The organism is Bacillus sp. FSL W8-0640, from assembly GCF_038007725.1.
Lineage (GTDB): Bacteria > Bacillota > Bacilli > Bacillales > Bacillaceae_G > Bacillus_A > Bacillus_A cereus.
In genome coordinates this window covers 3,090,641-3,108,332 of record NZ_JBBOXT010000001.1, presented here as the reverse complement: position 1 = coordinate 3,108,332, position 17,692 = coordinate 3,090,641, and the positions used below count along the sequence as shown (strand labels likewise).

Genomic DNA, 17,692 nt, shown 5'->3' with positions numbered 1-17,692 from the left:
TGCTAACGTTCAAATTCTAAAATTAGTTTACTAGTTTGACCTGTAAACTGATAATTATAGGACCCTCTCAGATTTTCTAAGTTACCGGTAGCTTTAATAATTGTTCCTGGGGAATCTAAATTTCCTTTATCAAATATTCCTTGCTCTATAGCTGTGAATGTCCCTTGTTGCCCCTTATAAATTCCTTCAAAGTGTAAAAATCCAGAAATTTTAGCCGTAGCCAAGTGACCATCATTTATATTTGAGTCTAGATAATATAATAAGTATTCAACAAAAGCTTTTCCTTTTAATTCTCCATCAATATCATATTCAACATGGGCAATATTAATAGGGAAATCTTTTCTAGTATCATCAATTAGTTTTTCATCCCATTTACTTACTGTAAATGTTACGTCCATACACGTAAATCCCCCTTTATCATTAGATAAGTAATCTTCATATCATTTGAAAAGTACCAATTCACAGTCATATCTTATAGGAGTGTTTTTATTTATTTGAGTCCTGTCATATCGTTATCTTATTTCAGAATCACCTGCTCCTCCCCACGAAGGATTTACTGTCGCCACGGTATCTCCTGGCTGTAATCTCTTTGTTTTTTTAACATGTTAACTCCGCTCCTACATAATGTAATGGACTACGATTATACAAACTGTATCATTGAAAAACATGATGTATGACATTAGTTTCTTCATCATCAATCCGTTTACCTGCTGGGATTCAAGAATTCAGTCTTAGTGTTGAATATAGGAATAACCGATTTATATTTGAAAATCAAAGTATGCAACATTGCATGAGGAAAACGGTTGTTATTTTTACTACCTGTAACTATAATGATTACAGGTTGGTCGATACCAATCAAAAAAATAAAATCATCGTGAATGGAGATGTTTCATAATGGGTATGAAAAAATTAATTTTAGCAGGTGCTTTAGGGATCGCAGCATTATCAGGAACAAATTTACCAGGACTAGAAGTAACAAAAGCGAGTGCAGCTTCTATTGAATCGAATTTCTCGACGTTAGAAGGACGAGTAGTAGAAGTAGATAACGGTGTAATTGTTGTAAAATCTAAGCAATATGAGGAACCGGTTAGTGTGTATATTGATTCACTTTCAAATGTGAAAGTAGGAGATGAAGTAAAAGCTACTGGATCTATGATGCGTAATTTTACAGAATATATGGTTGCAACTGCAGTTGAAAATACAACAAACAAGTTAGGTATGCACATGAAAGAAGATGGCTCACCTAATTATGTAATTGGAGAAGTATCAAAAGTAGGAACGATGGAAGATGAGGGAGACGGTGCTACTAAATATGTTGTAGTTGAGTATCCATCGCTAAATGGGAAGAAAGCTATTATTGATGTTTTCTTAACAAAGGGACAAGTATTTAATGCGGGTGAGAAAGTGAAAATTGATATGAAGTATGTAGGGTGGGGCGGAAGTTCTATTAACTGGAACACAGTTGACCATATTGAAAAAGTTCATGAAGTAAAGACGAACGCTGAAAATAATGATGGTGTATGGATTTGGTCTTAATTAAAATCCTGTAAATAACAAATGTATCATGTAGTATCCAGCAAATGGTGATGTGTATGACCATTTGCTGGATACTTTTTTGCTTTGTATTTTTTGAGAATAAGGGATATCCGACTAGAATATGATGTTTAAATCAGAGCGAGTTAAAAAATACAATAATGAAAGAGGTGTTTATATATGGAGCGAGATGAGAATTATTTACGAGCTAAAAAAAGAGTGGAGAATTTAAAAGCGTTTTACATTCATTTAACGGTCTATATATTAGTTAACTTAATGCTTTTTTTCATAAATATAAGCTCTGATTCAAGTAAATTATGGTTTTTATATCCACTTGGAGGTTGGGGGATTGGTATCGTTATACACGGTTTAACAACTTTTCCATTTGGGATATTCGGAAAAGAATGGGAAGAACGAAAAATTAAAGAGTATATGGAGAAAGATAAGTGAAAAAATCAGAGATTTATGAATATAAATCTCTGTGAGCACACGTTTGATGCGAAGCCTATTCTATAGCTTCGCCTATTTGTTTTGTACTCGAAGTTAATGCGAGTACGTGTTCCTATTCATTTTTAGCATGAATTGCATGTGAAATCAAAACTTTAGTTGTAGTACATAATAAATACAGTTATTTTACTTTCTTAATTACAAGTGGATATAGGATAAAGTTGATTTATCATCCTATATTAAAATAAAAAACAAACCACTGTTCGATTTGAATATTCCACGATATAATGGTGAGAGTTTATGACAGAATAAATATTTACATAAGAAGTGAGGTACTGTATGAAAAAAAGAACGACAGACATTATTTTTATTATTATTGGTGCATTTCTTTTTGCTTTAGGTGTTAATTTATTTGTTATCCCGAACGAGTTTGGTGAGGGTGGGGTAACAGGTATCACGATTATTACGTACTATTTATTTGAATGGTCACCAGGTTTAGTTAACTTAATTTTAAATGCGATTTTGTTAATAGTCGGTTATAAATTTTTAAATAAAATCACAACAATTTATACGATTATCGCTGTAGTGACTAACTCGCTATTTCTTCATTTAACAGAAGGCTGGACGATTGCTTCGGATGAAATGCTTGTAAATGCCATTTTCGGAGGAATATTTATCGGGTGTGGTATTGGTCTTATCATTCGCGTTGGCGGAACAACTGCAGGTACTACGATCTTAGCAAGGATGACACATAAATATTTAGGCTGGAGCATTAGCTACGGTCTACTGTTCTTCGATTTAATCGTTGCATTTTCATCTTATTTCATCATTGGTGCAGAAAAACTGATGATAACAATTATTATGCTATATGTAGCAACGAAAGTGATGGAATTTGTAATTGAAGGGTTAAATCCGAAGAAGGCTATTACGATTATTTCTGATAATCCAGATGAAATTGCCGGGAAGGTGACAACCTTAATGGGGAGAGGGGTTACTGTATATTCAGGGCATGGCTATTACACGAAAACTCCGAAGGAAATTCTTTATGTTGTTATTAATAAGCAAGAAGTAGTGAAGCTAAAGCGGATTGTTCAAACTACGGATCCGGCGGCGTTCATCGCTATACACGATGTTCGTGATGTGTTCGGAGAAGGATTTGTTGATATTTCGAAGGCTTAGAAATTGTTTTTGATTAAAATAATCTTAATACTAAAACGTAAGAATCTATTTTGAATAATCTTTTTTCAAAATAGATTCTTTTTCTTTTTCTTGCAAAAAATCCAATTGTTTCTTAATGTAGTGATGTAGAAGGATGAACGAGAGAGGGTTTAATGAAGATGATACATATTTTATTAGCTGATGATGATAAGCATATTAGAGAGTTGTTGCATTACCATTTACAAAAAGAGGGGTTTAAAGTTTTTGAAGCAGAAGATGGAAAGGTAGCGCAAGACGTTTTAGAGAAGGAAAATATTCATCTTGCGATCGTAGACATTATGATGCCGTTCGTTGATGGCTATACGTTATGTGAAGAAATCCGGAAGTATCATGATATACCAGTTATTTTATTAACGGCGAAAGATCAGTTAGTTGATAAAGAAAAAGGATTCATTTCTGGTACGGACGATTATATCGTAAAACCATTTGAACCAGCTGAAGTGATTTTCCGTATGAAAGCTTTATTACGACGTTATCAAATGCTGAGTGCAGATATTATTACGTTGCACGGAACGACAATTGATCGAAAAGGTGTAGAAGTAAAGTGTAACGGTCAAACGATTTTGCTTCCTTTAAAGGAATTTGAGTTATTATCACAACTTGCTAGTTATCCTGGAAGAACATTTTCAAGAGAAGAGCTAATTGAATTAGTATGGGGAATGGATTTTGAAGGAGATGAACGAACAGTTGATGTTCATGTGAAAAGGCTGCGAGATCGTTTCTCAAAACGAACGGATGATTTTCAAATTACAACAGTGCGCGGCCTCGGGTATAAGTTGGAGTTGAAATAAGATGAAATCACTATATTCTAGATTTGTATTTATGACGGTCGGCATTATGCTACTTAGTAGTATTATCGGCTTTTTATTAACGAACGTATATTATCAAGTGAAGTTAAAACCATATAACAGTGAAAAGATTTTAAAGTATGCGGAAGAAGTTAAATCGTTATATGAAAAGCAAAGTGAAGAAAATCAAGAGACGTATTTGCATTCTATTGCAAAATTAGGGTATGAGATTTACATTGTTGATGATCAAAAGAATGGAAAGCGTATCGGTAATGCGTTTCGTAAGACGACAATAAGTGATGATACCGTTCATAAAGTATTGCAGGGGGAGACATTTAATGGTGTTTCTACTTATCCAACGCGCCTCTTTATTACAGGTTTTTTCGATAATGAATTAATTAATAGCGTCGGTGTCCCAGTACAACACGGTGATAAACAGTACGCTTTATTCATTCGCCCTGACGTTCAACAACAATTCGGCGAGATGAGAATTTTTCTAGCGGTATTATTAGGGTTTATCGTACTATTAAGTATTATTTTTATAGCGATTGCAGCAGGTTACATCGTTCGCCCAATCCGTAAATTTACGAAGGCTACGCAAAAAATTGCGAGTGGGGAATATGAAATTGAATTAGATGTAAAACGAAAAGATGAAATAGGAACGTTATCTACAAGCTTCCAAAAGATGACGAAGAGTATTAAAGAACTAGATGAAATGAGACAAGAATTCGTTTCGAACGTTTCACATGAATTTCAGTCGCCACTTTCTTCCATACAAGGTTTTTCAAAGACGTTGCAAACAGAAAAGATGAGTGAGGAAGAAAGAAATCATTACTTACAAATTATTGAGGGTGAAAGTAAGCGAATGTCTAGTTTATGTAAACAGTTACTTACGCTCGCTTCATTAGATAAAGAGGAAAAGGTTCTACAAATAAGAGAATTCAATCTGCAGAAGCAAATTAAAGACGTCATTTTTATGCTTGAGTGGAAATGGCGGGAAAAAGATATCGCCGTTGAATTTAATGTGCCAGATATCACTATAAAAGGTGATGAAAACTTACTTCATCAAGTTTGGAGTAACATTTTCACGAATAGCATTAAGTTTTCAAACGATGGTGGAACGATTGAGTTTTTCGTCGAAGAGTTAGAGTCTAGTGTCATTATTTCTATATCAGACAACGGAATCGGTATGGAAAAAGAAGAAATGGATCGTATTTTTGACCGTTTTTACAAAGTAGATACAGCAAGGACGAGAAACGTAGAAGGTAGCGGTTTAGGATTGTCGATTGTGCAGAAGATTGTTGAACTGCATCATGGAAACGTTTCGGTGTATAGTACGAAGGGGGAAGGAACGACCGTTCGGGTGGAGCTTCCGAAATAGATGGAAAGAAAGAGGCTGTTTCGGAACGGCCTCTTTTTTTTGGTTTCTAGTATACGTGTAAAGTGAAAAAATGTGAGTCATTTTCATTACATACTCGGACGAGTTTGTGGAGTGAAATCAGGAGGAAGTTTGTTTGGAAATGTAGAATTTCTACATAGTTATAAGGATTTTATTGAAACTGTAACTATTTAGGGAGGAAATTACTTTGAAACGAATTGACGTGTTATTAAACGTACTAGATTCAACATTCGATAAAGAGAGTTGGTATGCACCGTTTAAACATGCTATTGAAGGACTTACAGCCGAACAGGCTATGTGGAAACCATCTGGTGAGGAAACGAATACCATTTGGGAGAACGTTAATCATCTCATTTATTACAAAGAGAGGCTTGCTGCAAACTTGGAAGGCCGTGAATGGACACATAATCTTGACGGAAATGACACATTTTATCTTACTAAGCAATCTAATGATGATATGGAATGGAAGAAAGTCGTTGAACGTTCTGAAAATGCTCAGTGTAATTTAAGACAGGCATTAAGTGCAATTTCCGAAAGAGAGCTTGAGCAAAATTCACTAGAGGGGAAATTACTGGATATCATGCTTCATGATGCTTATCATACAGGACAAATTATTCAATTAAGGAAAATGCAGGGTGCTTGGCCATCAAAGCGTTAACTGCCGTTATAAGTTGGTGCTATTGTTGAATAAAATTTAGATATTCAAACGACTTTATTGTTATATTTTTAGTGAATTATTTTACATCCAAAATGAAATAACTATATTTTTAACCCCGTCCCCAATTTAGAACGGGGTTATGTTTGGTTTGCTATAAAGCCGCACCTTTCCCACGCTCTTCCTTAAACCGAACCCCAAAAGTATCCGCTGTAATCTCATCAGCTTTCGGCAAAGCCCGTAATTTCGGATGAAGCAGCCATACGAGAGAGATAAAGAAAATCCCGATGCTAGCGAGCGCAAAAATGAGTTGTCTACTAAATACATTTGCGGTGTATCCGCCAATTAAAGAACCGAATGGCATAGCAATTGTGCCCATACTTCGCATGACTGAATTGATGCGTCCGATATATTGATTTGGAATTACAATTTGACTAATTGTCGCAAATAATATGTTCGTGGCACCAATTGGGATCCAAGCTAGGCCGAATAAAAAAATAGACAGCCATTGAAACGGTACAATCGTAGAGAGAAACCAAAAGATAGCGCCAGTCGCAAAGCTAATAATAGAAGTGCGGCCAACATTACGTTTGCCAACCCATGAACTGAATAATGCACCGATGAGACTACCTGCTGATATAGCAGCTAAGAAGAAGCCATATGATTTCACGCCTCCTAAAGAATCAGCGAAAGAAGGGAGTATCGCCATCGTCATACCGATTGAGAAATTAGCAACAACTGAACCGATTAAGAATGCGCCCATTAAGGAACGGAAGACAATTGAAAAACCTTCTTTTAAATCTGAGAAATATTGTTTTGTTGAAAGTGATGTGCCCGTTTCGGTTTGCTTTGGCATTTTCAATGAAAAGAACAAAAGGGCAGTAATCGCGAATGTGAAAGAGTCGATCACATATAAAGTAATGGCGCCAAGTAGTGCTACTAATATGCCAGAAATCGTCGTACAAATTAAGTCAATACCTTGATACGCAAATGAGAAGAGTGAGTTTCCTTTTAATAATTGTGTTTTATGCAGTAGAAGTGGTAAAGCTTTCGATTGTGCGGGATAGGCGAATTGTTCGATAAAGGCTACGATTGGCATAATGATGAGTAGTAGTTGGACTGTTAATAGATCGAAGTAGTGTGTAATAGGAATGATTAAAATAAGAATGCATTGCAGAACTTGTGTAATGACGAGGGTGTTTTTAATGGACCATCTATCAACGAATGGACCAGTAAGAAATTGAAGTGCAGAGGGTAATAATGTAAGAAAACCAGCCAATCCAGAATAAAAAGGATTACCACTTAGCTTATATACGAGCCACATCGCGGCTACATAATACAAACTATCTCCTATGTTTGTAAAAATTCTCCCTAAAAATAATAAGAGGAAATTCCGGTTTTTCAATATGTCCATTTAATCTACTCCTTTATAATAAATTTATTCGGTAAAATAAATTTGACCGTTAGTGTAAAAAAAATCGTATTACGATTTTTCTTCTTTTTTCACAAATCGCTGCATTGCTCGTTCGTCGATTTGTAGTGCAGTAGTAGAAATGTAATAAGATTTACTATTTGGATCTTTATCCGCATCTTTTGCGATATCATTTAATTCAGCCATCAATTCATGAAACTTTTTTACCCACACTTGAAATTGTTCCGGCGTAGCATCAAACTCCCAGCAAGATGAAACGTAATTCCACTCAGCCGGGTCTTCGCTTTCTTTTCGTAATATAAAAGCTTCTTCAGGAGCAGCGAGAATATGGTTTTTCGTTGTTTCTGCCATTTGTAAAAAGATTTGGCGACCTGATTCGCTTAACATTTCTAAATGAGGTAATAGGTCTGCAGCAGGGGTGAAGCCTCTAGCGACAGATTGATAGAACTTTTGAATGATGCCATTCTTTTCTTCTGTATAAACAATCTCTATAAAACCATTCTTTTCTAATTCTTTTAAATGATAATGAATTTTCGCCCTTGGAATGCCGAATTTCTCAGATAGTAATTGTCCTGTATAAGGACGTTCGCATAGACGCATCATCATTTCGACACGTAGTGGATCGCTTATTGCTTTTAGTTGGCTATAAGTAGTGAGTGTTAACATGGGCTTCAAAATGATCAACTCCTTAAATGGAATTACTCGGTCAAGATTATTTGACTGAATTGTATCAAGGATTTTAGTTATTTTCAATACTTTCTGAAAATTAAATCTTCCCCTCTGTAATCTTCTGTTCATATTCCGTTCATATTTCTTTTTTATGATAAGTGCATAGAAAGAAAGAGGAAGGAGCGAGCGAAATGTTTTTAGCTCTGCGTGAATTGAAACAATCAAAATTACGATACGGATTAATCGGACTGATTATGGTGTTATTATCATTTTTAGTTCTTGTTATTTCAGGATTAGCAAATGGACTATCATATGATAATGCTTCATCGATTCAAAATATGGAGGCAAATAAGTTCGTTTTAGCAGATGATGCGGAAAATAAATTACTTCGTTCACAAATTAAGAAAGACGATGTAGATAACGTAGTAAATCAAGTAGGCGAGAAAGAAGCCGTTCCGTTTCGTGTGAAAGTTTCAACATATGAAAAGAAAGATAGTTCGAAAAAGGTTGATATCGCTATTTTCTCAAGTGAACGGGATTCATTTTTAGAACCGAAAATTGTAAAAGGGGAGAAATTAGGTACAGCAAACAACGAGATGGTTGCTGACGAATCAATTAAAGAAAAAGGAATTGATATTGGAGATACAATTATTGATCCTGTTTCAAAGAAAGAATTTACAATCGTTGGATTTACGAAAGATCAAATGTTTAGCCATACACCAGTCGTTTATGTAAATGAAGACGTATGGGGTGCTATTTCACAACCAAACCAAAAAGATTATAGTGCAATTGCACTTAACACAGATAAAGAGATTAAAAATGCACACGTAATTGACAAAAAAGAAGTGCTACAAAGTATTCCAGGATTTAAAGAAGAACAAGGAACATTAACGATGATCATTGCGTTCTTACTTGTTATCGCTGCATTACTAATCGGTGTATTCTACTACGTTATTACACTGCAAAAAACACAGCAATTAGGTGTATTAAAAGCAATCGGTACAAAGAACTCGTATTTAGCAAATAGCTTAGTCGTGCAGGCGTTATTCTTATCAGTCGTTGCGATGGTAATCAGTATCGTTCTTGTACAAGGGTTAGAACAAATTTTACCAGCAGGTATGCCGTTCTTATTAACAACACCGATGATTGCGCAATATGCAGCAATCTTTATCGTAATTAGTATTTTAGGAACACTTATTTCGTTATACCAAGTATTAAAAGTTGATGCATTAGAAGCAATTGGAGGCGGGATGTAATGACTTCATTATTAAAATTAGACAAAGTAAGTAAAGTGTACGGAGAAGGGAATACGGAAGTAACAGCCCTTCATCCGATATCGCTTGATGTGAAAGCCGGAGAATTTATCGGAATCGTCGGTCCTTCTGGATCAGGGAAAAGTACGTTATTATCAATCGCGGGTGCATTATTATCACCGTCAAAAGGGGATATTTACATTCGTGAGCAAAATATTACACAGTTATCAGAAAAGGAAATGACAGACATTCGTTTGAAAAAAATCGGCTTCATTTTCCAGTTTGCAAACCTTGTTCCATATTTAAATGTGAAAGAACAGTTACTTTACATTGCAAAGCTAAAAAAAGAAAGTAAACAAGAATCCGAAAAGCGTGCAGATCATTTATTAGCGGCATTTGGATTAGGAGAAAGAAAGAATCATTATCCAAATCAACTATCTGGCGGGGAAAAACAAAGGGTAGCAATCGCTCGTGCGTTCATGAACAACCCAGATTTAATATTAGCGGATGAGCCAACGGCAAGCTTAGACTCAAAACGCGCACGTGAAGTTGTTGAAATGATGAAACGCGAAGTGAAAGAGAGCCAAAAAGCAGCAATTATGATTACACATGATGAAAGAATGCTTGATGTATGTGATCGTATATTGACGCTTCGAGATGGACAGTTAATATAAAAAAAGGAAAACCGTACATGTATGTGCGGTTTTCCTTTTTTTATGGACTTATTTAGAGAATAACGTTTTAATTTTATTACGAGTAAGTAATAAAACACCGCCTAATACAGATAGCATTCCTAGAGCCATATTGTTTGATTGCTCGCTACCAGCGTTAGGAAGTTCTTTAGCGTTATTGTTTTTAGTACCATTATCTGCTTGCATTTGTTTAGGCTGTGATACTTCATTAATCTTGTTATCAACATTTTGCTTCGTTGTATGTAACTCAGCTAATTTGTCGTCAATTTTTTTCTCAGTATGCTTAAAGTCGTTGATTTTAATATCTAAGTCTTGTTTTTTCTTTGATAAATCATCTGAAACAGTTTGTTTCGATTGTTTAATTTCGTTAATTTTATTAATTAAATCTTGTCTAGCTTCTTGTAAAACAGCTAGTTTGTTTTTTACATCTTGTTTAGCTAATTCTAAGTTAGCGGAAAGACTGTCTAAATTGCCTTTAATTTTCTTAAGTTCCTCTAACGTGTTACCGGTATTCGGCTTGTTTTCTTTTAGTTCAGCGAGTTTGTCCTCAGCAGTTTGTTTCGCTTTCTTTAACTCAGCTAATTTTTCATCTACTTGTTTTTTAACTTCCTTAAGTTCATTAACCTTTTGATCAATGTTCTCTTTATGTTGCTTCATTTCATTCACTTTTTCATCGACAGTTTGTTTATGTTCTTTAATCTCATTCACTTTGTTATCGATATTTTGCTTATGTTCTTTTACTTCAGCAACTTTATCTTCTACTTGTTTTTTATGCTCTTTAATTTCAGCGATTTTATCTTCGGCGATTTGTTTGTCTTGCTGCAGTTTTGCATCTAGTTCTTGTTTATGCTGTTTAACTTCGTTAATTTTTTCATCAGCAACTTGTTTACGTTCATGTAGTTCATTCACCTTCGTATCAACATTTTCCTTAACCTTGTTAAGTTCATTTAATGTTTGATCCACGTTTTCTTTGTGTTGCTGCAATTTTGCATCTAACTCTTGTTTATGTTGCTTAATTTCAGCTAGTCGATCTCCCGTACTTTGCTGAGGAGTAGCATCATTTACTTCCGCATGAGCAGAGTTCGCGCCAGCAATCATTGCTAAAGCTAGTGTAGACGCAGCAATTGTTTGTTTTGTTTTCATATTTTTGTACCTCTTTTCTTTCATATGCATGAACTGTTTTGTGTAAAAATGAGCATATAGAAGTAGATTATCTTATTATTATATACTATGTTAGGCGCTTAGAGGAAGGATTTGCATAATAATCTATGATTATGTAATTTTTATAATCTCTTATTTGGGGTAGGGGATAAACCTTTAGCTAGATGAACAATTTCTTCTATAGTAAAGCTTACATCTTTATTATTGCGAATAACAAACAAATAATCAGCCTCATTTTCTATAGGATCTACCACATCATCGTGAAGTGATTCAGTTTGTTGTCGATCAAATACTTCTTTGAAACTAGAATATCCACCTCTAAAAATATTCGTACTTCGCGTGCTTCGAGCCACTCTTTCGTAAAGTACATCATCTGGAATGTCAAAATGAACGAGTATGCGTACATATTCATTCTGTGGAAATAATTCGTTTAGTAAATATAACCTTCCATTTTTACTGCGATTGGAGTTACTAATAATAAGGTGTAAATTTGAATGTTCTTTCGCATAATCAACAATGAATTTTGAAAGACCGTGCTTAAATGTATTAGGGCCTTTAGCCGGCTGTAATTTTTCGTAATGCGTGTTAATAAATTCAGCTTGATTATCTTGATCCATAACGAAAGAGTGGGGTAACTCTTTTTCTAATGCTCTTGCAAATGTAGTTTTTCCACTGTGTGTTTTTCCAACTGTAATGATGACTAATCTTTTCATGACGCCCTCCATTTGTATTGTTATGAACTGGAATATTCGGTGTAGATCGAAATCTTCCTGCTAGAGATTACACAAATTATTGGAGCGTTAGTAGGCTGAAAACTTGACAAAAAAACTTATTTATGCTATAATTTACCAATACGAAAATAAGGTGTATAATAGGGTTCTCCTGGCCAGGGGAACCCTATTTTTGTTGTGAAAATGAAGGAGAGTGTATGTGCGTGAAACAAGGTGAAGCAAGTGTAACGTCGTTAGTATCAGCATTCGGAAGGGCGTATCATAGTGAATTTGATAGTCCTAAAATCTTTAATGATTATGTAGCTAAAGATTTCATTTCACAAAAAGAACGTAACAATATTGAAACGAACATGGTTCAAGGGATTCACTTTTTCAATAAAGAAATTGCAGAGCAGTTTCAAGACAATCCAAAAGAAATATTAAAATGGATTACACAAGTTCAGTTATCACCAACACCTTTAGCACGTGCCGCATATTGTGAAAGAGTATTACTACATGAAATTACATTAGGAGCGAAACAATACGTCATACTCGGTGCAGGCTTAGATACGTTCAGTTTTAGAAACCGAGAGTTAGAGAATAAAATAGAAATATTTGAAGTGGATCATCCTTCTACGCAGGCGTTTAAGAAGGAAAGAATAAAAGAAGTAGAAATTGAAGTTCCAAATAACCTTCATTTTGTTTCAATGGATTTTACGAAAGGATTTTCCTATGAACAGTTACGCAATGAAGGATTTGAAAATAAAAAGACGTTCTTTAGTCTATTAGGTGTAACGTACTATTTAACGAAAGAGGAACTTTCTAGTTTAATAGAATGTTTATTTGAGGTGGTTCCGGCAGGAAGTTCTATCGTTTTCGATTATCCCGATGAAAACTTGTTTACGGAAAAGGGACTGTCCAATCGAGTTGAAAATATGGTAAAAATGGCTGCGGTAGGCGGAGAACCGATGAAATCATGTTTTTCTTATGCCGAAATGGAAGCACTGTTAGAGAAGGCGGGCTTACTCATTTATGAACATTTATCGCCAGAAGACATAAATAAATTATATTTTGAAGGACGAAACGATTATTTGAAAGCTTTTGAGACAGTGCATTATGTGCATGCGGTGAAAAGGTAGGAAATTAGTAGGCATGGGGAGGAATCTCTGTGTCTTTTTTTATAAAAAAGGAAATGAGCTGTAGTGGTGGAAAATATAATTATAAATATATATAAATTAATGTTTTGTAGAAACTAAAGGAAAGGGGAAATAGAAGATGTTGAAATTACGAGGAAAATACAATGAAGCGAAAGTATATACTACGAATGTAGAAAAAATGGCAGCAGGTCAAATTATTGATCTTTGTAACCAAGAATTCGTAAAGGATAGCAAGATCCGTATTATGCCAGATACACATGCGGGCGCAGGTTGTACGATTGGGACAACAATGACAGTTCAAGATAAGATTGTTCCTAATTTAGTCGGGGTTAACTAATCGGCTCAGACTTTAAACTACTCACTCAATTGACTGGAAACCCTAACGATAAAAGACGAGGGCAATCAGCAGCCAGTGGTTATGGTGACATAATCGAATGGTTCAGAGACTTGCACCATGTTAGCAGACTAAGGTACAGAATTATTCCTCATCCATTTTGAGTTGAAGAGGAATAATTAATACGGTGAGCCTACAGTAGAGACTGCATATCTCGATGACTGTAGAGAAGGTATAGTCCACACTTTCAGGAAACTGGGAGGTAAGTACGATATTGGTTGTGGCATGGAGGTTGTTATAATTAATAAGAAAAAAGAGGAAATCAACTTCGATTACTTAGACGAAACGATACGTAAATTTGTCCCAAGTGGTTTTCGTATTCGAGATAAGGAACATAGATTTTCAAAAATGATTGATTTTGATAGTGTAAGAGCCCCGTTTACATTGCAACGTGCTCAAAAAAGTATTGGTACACTTGGCGGGGGCAATCATTTTGTCGAACTGAATGAGGATGATGAAGGAAATGTATACATTGTTATTCATAGTGGTTCGCGTAATTTAGGGAAACAAGTAGCAGAGTATTATCAAAACTTTGCTTACGAGCAACTTATAAACGTTAAATCTATTAAAGAAGAAATTATTGAGCGTTTAACGAAAGAAGGCAGACAACAAGAAATACATGAAGCTTTACGTGAAATTAAGAAACCGGTGATTCGTAAAGAATTAGCTTATTTAGAAGGACAAGGATTTAAAGATTACATGAATGATATGAAAATTGCACAAAAATATGCGGAGTTAAATCGTAAAGCAATGATTGATGAAATCGTCACTACAATGGATTGGAAAGTAACAGATCAATTCACTACAATCCATAACTACATCGATATGGACAATATGATTCTAAGAAAAGGTGCTATTTCAGCTCAGAAAGATGAACGAGTAATCATTCCAATCAATATGAGAGATGGTTCAATCATTGCATTTGGTAAAGGAAATCCAGATTGGAACTTTTCTGGCCCTCATGGAGCAGGGCGTATTATGAGTCGCAAGAAGGCGAAAGAAGTACTTAACTTAGAGGATTTTCAAAATACAATGACAGAGGTTTGGACTACATCTGTTGCAGAAAGTACTTTAGATGAAGCACCAATGGTATATAAGCCAATGGATGAAATTATTGAGAATACAAAAGAAACAATTGATATTAAACATATTATTAAGCCACTTTACAATTTTAAGGCTAATTAAAAGAGGAGTAACGTTTATTAAAGAAAGAGAACTTGAAAAGATAGCATATTTTGTGGCGGTTATATAACAAAGATTAAAAAGACAACATATTAAACTAAGAGATTCATCATATTCATTTACATTTATGTAATGTTAAAGACTAGAAAGCTAGATTGGCGCGAATTGCTAATTGTGGAGTGTGTAGAAAAGACAAAATCTCTTAAAAAACACTTAATTTTTTATTCCATTAATCTTTACAATCTCCCCTTATAATGTGAATTGGACAAGCACCTAAGAGAAAGCAGAATATGTCAGTTTGTACATTCTATTATTAGGGGGAGAATTTGTATGAAAAAGACAGTTGCTTCGTTAGCAGTTATGGCGGCATTATTACCGACATTTTCAGCACATGCGGAAGGGAAAGAGCAAGTTCGAAAATCAGCTACAACTTTTAATGTTATTAGTGACATTCAAGGTGATTTAGGAGATTTTGATCACGTATTAAAAGATATGAATAAAGTAACGCCACTTTCTAGAGCGCTTATTATGAATGGGGATATAACGCCGACTGGACAACAGTCACAATATGATGATGTAAAGCGTGTGTTAAATAAAAATAAGCATCCAGAAAATGTATGGTCTACTGTTGGGAATCATGAGTTTTATGCTGGTAAATGGACAGCAGATGGGAAACTCTCTCAAAGTACATGGCCAAATGGTGTAACTGAGGAAACTTTATTTAACCGCTATCTGAAATTTAGTGGACAAGAAAAGGTATATCATAAAAAAGAATTAGATGGCTATCCACTTTTATTTTTAGGAACTGAAAAATATATGAAATACCACGATTCAAAAATGTGGGATGAAGTATATATGAGTGATGAGCAATTAGGTTGGTTAAAACAAAATTTAGAAGAGTATAGTCAAAAAGATAAAAATAAACCAATCTTTATTTTCTCTCATCACGTTTTACCTGATACAGTATCTGGATCAAGACAATCACCATATTTACAAGATTATTTAAACGTGGATAAATTGTACGATATATTAAAAGACTATCCGCAGGTCGTTTTCTTTACGAGTCATACGCATTGGGATTTAAACTTACCGGACTGGGCTGGTAAAAAGAAAATTGCAGGCGGAGATAAAAAAGGATTTACTGTTGTAAATACGGGCGGGATTGAAACGGGCTGGATGTCAGCAGGACCAAATGGAGGAGAGAAAACTGCTCCAGATGGCTATTCATTTAAACAAGGGTTACAAGTGAAAGCATATGGTAACGATGTAATTGTGACAGCTTACGATTACAAACGTGATAAGGATATAAAGAAGTTATTAATTAGTGATTCAAAAATTGCGCAGATGGCACCAAATGTAACGGCAGATGATAGTGAAAATATAATTGTCGGTGCAACTGAATATATGGAGTATTCTATAGAAGGAACGAATGAGTGGCATACGTATAGTAAAGCAAACCCTCCGAAATTTGATGGGGATAAAGTCGTATACGTACGCCATAAAGGTGAAATGAATTTAGAGCCGGGATTAACACAGTTACTTCGTTTTTCGGTAAATAAGTGATTGGAGGGAGTCTGCATTTGAATGTGTAGGCTCTTTTTTTGTTGATGAGAAAGGGGTTGCCTGTCTGTCGTTTTTTGTCGATAGATCGATATATTAAGAAAATCGTTGATATATTGCAAGTTACGATAGATATATTTGAAAAATCGTTGATATATTGAAAGGAATGAACGATATATTTAAAAAATCGTTGATATAAATTTCATGTACCGTAATTAAGTTAAAATCATTAATACGGTTTTACTTATCAAAATGAAATTCTAATACATTTTTAACCGAGAAAGATGACTTCACCATTTTTACGTGTAATAATAGTAACGTTACATATATTGTGAAAGAAGTACAAAAGGAGCGTTACAATGAATTTAGCTAAATTCCCGAGAAAAAAATATACAGAATCATATACACCAATTGAAAAGTTAAACAACTTTTCTGAAGCACTTGGTGGCCCGACTATTTATTTTAAACGAGATGATTTACTTGGTTTAACAGCTGGTGGCAATAAGACGAGAAAATTAGAATTTTTAGTTGCAGATGCACAGGAAAATGGTGCAGATACGTTAATTACAGCTGGTGGTATTCAGTCAAATCATTGCCGCCTGACACTGGCAGCTGCGGTAAAAGAAAAAATGAAATGTATCCTTGTATTAGAGGAAGGGCTTGAGCCAGAAGAGAAGAGAGACTTTAACGGAAACTATTTCTTATATCACTTATTAGGTGCTGAAAATGTCATTGTTGTACCGAACGGAGCAGATCTTATGGAAGAAATGCATAAAGTAGCACAAGAAGTAAGTGAAAAAGGTAATACACCATATGTAATTCCAGTTGGTGGATCAAACCCTACGGGTGCTATGGGATACGTTGCTTGTGCGCAAGAAATTATGGCGCAATCATTTGAGCAAGGAATTGATTTCAGTTCAGTTGTTTGTGTAAGTGGTAGCGGCGGTATGCATGCTGGTTTAGTTACTGGTTTTTCTGGAACACAAAGCCATATTCCTGTAATCGGGATTAACGTAAGTAGAGGAAAAGCTGAGCAAGAAGAGAAAGTAGCAAAACTTGTAGATGAAACTTCAGCACATGTTGGTATTCCAAACTTTATCTCGCGCGACGCTGTTACGTGCTTTGATGAATATGTAGGACCAGGCTATGCGTTACCAACGCCGGAAATGGTAGAGGCAGTTCAGTTACTTGCGAAAACAGAAGGTATTTTACTTGATCCAGTGTATACAGGTAAGGCAGTAGCGGGATTAATCGACTTAATTAGAAAAGATAAATTTAATAAGGAAGACAATATTTTATTCGTACATTCAGGTGGTTCACCAGCTTTATATGCGAATACTTCTTTATTTGCGTAAGTGTAAAAAGCATTGGGTATCCAATGCTTTTTTGTTATATACTGGAATTGTCGAGAGGTGGGAGGATTATATGAACTCAAATTTAAA

General features: G+C 35.0%; 18 protein-coding genes. 13 read left to right on the top strand and 5 right to left on the bottom strand.

The genetic code is table 11. The annotated features are described in order from the left end of the window. Nucleotides 1-2: 2 nt before the first annotated feature. Nucleotides 3-398: a DUF3224 domain-containing protein gene (locus tag N2V80_RS16045; protein ID WP_000383503.1), complete on the bottom strand. Its 396-nt coding sequence runs from the start codon at nucleotides 396-398 to the stop codon at nucleotides 3-5. Between the two features lie 496 nt (nucleotides 399-894). On the opposite strand from N2V80_RS16045, the gene N2V80_RS16040 reads away from it, so the two are divergent. The 6 genes from N2V80_RS16040 to N2V80_RS16015 all read left to right on the top strand — a co-directional run bounded on the left by N2V80_RS16040 (nucleotide 895) and on the right by N2V80_RS16015 (nucleotide 6,043). Then, a complete protein-coding gene (locus N2V80_RS16040) occupies nucleotides 895-1,536 on the top strand; it encodes an ATP F0F1 synthase subunit alpha (RefSeq protein WP_061654916.1) in 642 nt (213 codons plus the stop codon). 177 nt (nucleotides 1,537-1,713) lie between these two features. Next, nucleotides 1,714-1,983 (top strand): 2TM domain-containing protein, encoded by a 270-nt coding sequence (locus N2V80_RS16035; protein WP_000438994.1) that lies wholly within the window; start codon nucleotides 1,714-1,716, stop codon nucleotides 1,981-1,983. Between the two features lie 336 nt (nucleotides 1,984-2,319). Then, entirely contained in the window at nucleotides 2,320-3,159 is an 840-nt protein-coding gene (locus N2V80_RS16030; protein ID WP_000747492.1) for a YitT family protein, read from the top strand. Nucleotides 3,160-3,311: 152 nt separating this feature from the next. Continuing rightward, complete coding sequence (locus N2V80_RS16025) at nucleotides 3,312-3,989, top strand: response regulator transcription factor (RefSeq protein WP_000781961.1); 678 nt, start codon at nucleotides 3,312-3,314, stop codon at nucleotides 3,987-3,989. Nucleotide 3,990: 1 nt separating this feature from the next. Further along, on the top strand, nucleotides 3,991-5,367 hold the full coding sequence (locus N2V80_RS16020) for a sensor histidine kinase (RefSeq protein WP_000839528.1): 1,377 nt from the start codon (nucleotides 3,991-3,993) through the stop codon (nucleotides 5,365-5,367). Nucleotides 5,368-5,572: 205 nt separating this feature from the next. Continuing rightward, on the top strand, nucleotides 5,573-6,043 hold the full coding sequence (locus N2V80_RS16015) for a DinB family protein (protein ID WP_000821015.1): 471 nt from the start codon (nucleotides 5,573-5,575) through the stop codon (nucleotides 6,041-6,043). A 151-nt stretch (nucleotides 6,044-6,194) separates the two neighbouring features. On the opposite strand, the gene N2V80_RS16010 is transcribed toward N2V80_RS16015, so the two are convergent. After that, on the bottom strand, nucleotides 6,195-7,454 hold the full coding sequence (locus N2V80_RS16010) for an MFS transporter (protein ID WP_061654915.1): 1,260 nt from the start codon (nucleotides 7,452-7,454) through the stop codon (nucleotides 6,195-6,197). A 69-nt stretch (nucleotides 7,455-7,523) separates the two neighbouring features. Beyond that, nucleotides 7,524-8,147, bottom strand: coding sequence for an ArsR/SmtB family transcription factor (locus N2V80_RS16005; RefSeq protein WP_000803871.1), 624 nt, complete (start codon nucleotides 8,145-8,147; stop codon nucleotides 7,524-7,526). A gap of 185 nt (nucleotides 8,148-8,332) precedes the next feature. Here N2V80_RS16005 and N2V80_RS16000 point away from each other — a divergent pair, with 185 nt between their 5' ends. Further along, nucleotides 8,333-9,397: an ABC transporter permease gene (locus tag N2V80_RS16000; RefSeq protein ID WP_061654914.1), complete on the top strand. Its 1,065-nt coding sequence runs from the start codon at nucleotides 8,333-8,335 to the stop codon at nucleotides 9,395-9,397. Next, nucleotides 9,397-10,068 (top strand): ABC transporter ATP-binding protein, encoded by a 672-nt coding sequence (locus N2V80_RS15995; protein ID WP_000202597.1) that lies wholly within the window; start codon nucleotides 9,397-9,399, stop codon nucleotides 10,066-10,068. The genes N2V80_RS16000 and N2V80_RS15995 overlap by 1 nt, the downstream gene beginning before the upstream one ends. 48 nt (nucleotides 10,069-10,116) lie before the next feature. Here N2V80_RS15995 and N2V80_RS15990 read toward each other — a convergent pair whose 3' ends face one another. Further along, complete coding sequence (locus N2V80_RS15990; RefSeq protein ID WP_061654913.1) at nucleotides 10,117-11,229, bottom strand: LPXTG cell wall anchor domain-containing protein; 1,113 nt, start codon at nucleotides 11,227-11,229, stop codon at nucleotides 10,117-10,119. Nucleotides 11,230-11,369: 140 nt separating this feature from the next. After that, nucleotides 11,370-11,960: an ATP-binding protein gene (locus N2V80_RS15985; protein ID WP_000826988.1), complete on the bottom strand. Its 591-nt coding sequence runs from the start codon at nucleotides 11,958-11,960 to the stop codon at nucleotides 11,370-11,372. Nucleotides 11,961-12,175: 215 nt separating this feature from the next. Between N2V80_RS15985 and N2V80_RS15980 the strand changes: the two genes are divergently transcribed. The 5 genes from N2V80_RS15980 (at nucleotide 12,176) to N2V80_RS15960 (ending at nucleotide 17,605) form a co-directional block, all read left to right on the top strand. After that, nucleotides 12,176-13,096 (top strand): SAM-dependent methyltransferase, encoded by a 921-nt coding sequence (locus N2V80_RS15980; RefSeq protein ID WP_080450872.1) that lies wholly within the window; start codon nucleotides 12,176-12,178, stop codon nucleotides 13,094-13,096. A 136-nt stretch (nucleotides 13,097-13,232) separates the two neighbouring features. After that, nucleotides 13,233-13,451 carry an RtcB family protein gene (locus N2V80_RS15975; RefSeq protein ID WP_061654911.1) on the top strand — a complete coding sequence of 73 codons (219 nt, stop codon included), beginning with the start codon at nucleotides 13,233-13,235 and terminating at the stop codon, nucleotides 13,449-13,451. A gap of 282 nt (nucleotides 13,452-13,733) precedes the next feature. Continuing rightward, a complete protein-coding gene (locus tag N2V80_RS15970; protein ID WP_016111591.1) occupies nucleotides 13,734-14,693 on the top strand; it encodes an RNA-splicing ligase RtcB in 960 nt (319 codons plus the stop codon). 327 nt (nucleotides 14,694-15,020) lie between these two features. Then, nucleotides 15,021-16,253, top strand: a complete 1,233-nt coding sequence (locus N2V80_RS15965) for a DUF4073 domain-containing protein (protein ID WP_061654910.1) — start codon at nucleotides 15,021-15,023, stop codon at nucleotides 16,251-16,253. 356 nt (nucleotides 16,254-16,609) lie between these two features. Then, entirely contained in the window at nucleotides 16,610-17,605 is a 996-nt protein-coding gene (locus N2V80_RS15960; protein WP_001046619.1) for a D-cysteine desulfhydrase, read from the top strand. Nucleotides 17,606-17,692 lie beyond the last annotated feature (87 nt).